We start from the raw sequence: 287 nt of genomic DNA, 5'->3' as shown, positions 1-287 counted from the left end.
ACCTGGGCGTATTCGAGCTCGACCGGCGTGGCGCGGCCGAAGATCGACACCGCCACCTTGAGGCGGGAGCGGGCGTCGTCGATCTCCTCGACGGTGCCGTTGAAGCTGGCGAACGGGCCGTCGGCGACACGGACGGTCTCGCCGATCTCGAAGGAGATCGAGGGCTTCGGCCGGTCGACGCCCTCGGCGACCTGGCCCTTGATCCGCTCGGCCTCGGCGTCCGGGATCGGCACCGGCTTCGACTTGTCGGCGCCGAGGAAGCCCGTGACCTTCGGGGTGTTCTTGAT

Annotated in this window: 1 protein-coding gene; it reads right to left on the bottom strand. The window is 69.3% G+C overall.

The window, feature by feature from the left end:
- On the bottom strand, positions 1 to 287 hold a 287-nt coding region (locus tag C1X29_RS29830; protein ID WP_146023294.1), incomplete at both ends, for a transcription termination/antitermination protein NusG.

The organism is Pseudomonas sp. GW456-12-10-14-LB2 (assembly GCF_002884345.1).
Classification (GTDB): domain Bacteria; phylum Pseudomonadota; class Gammaproteobacteria; order Pseudomonadales; family Pseudomonadaceae; genus Aquipseudomonas; species Aquipseudomonas paraglycinae.
This window is presented reverse-complemented; position numbering and strand designations above follow the sequence as displayed.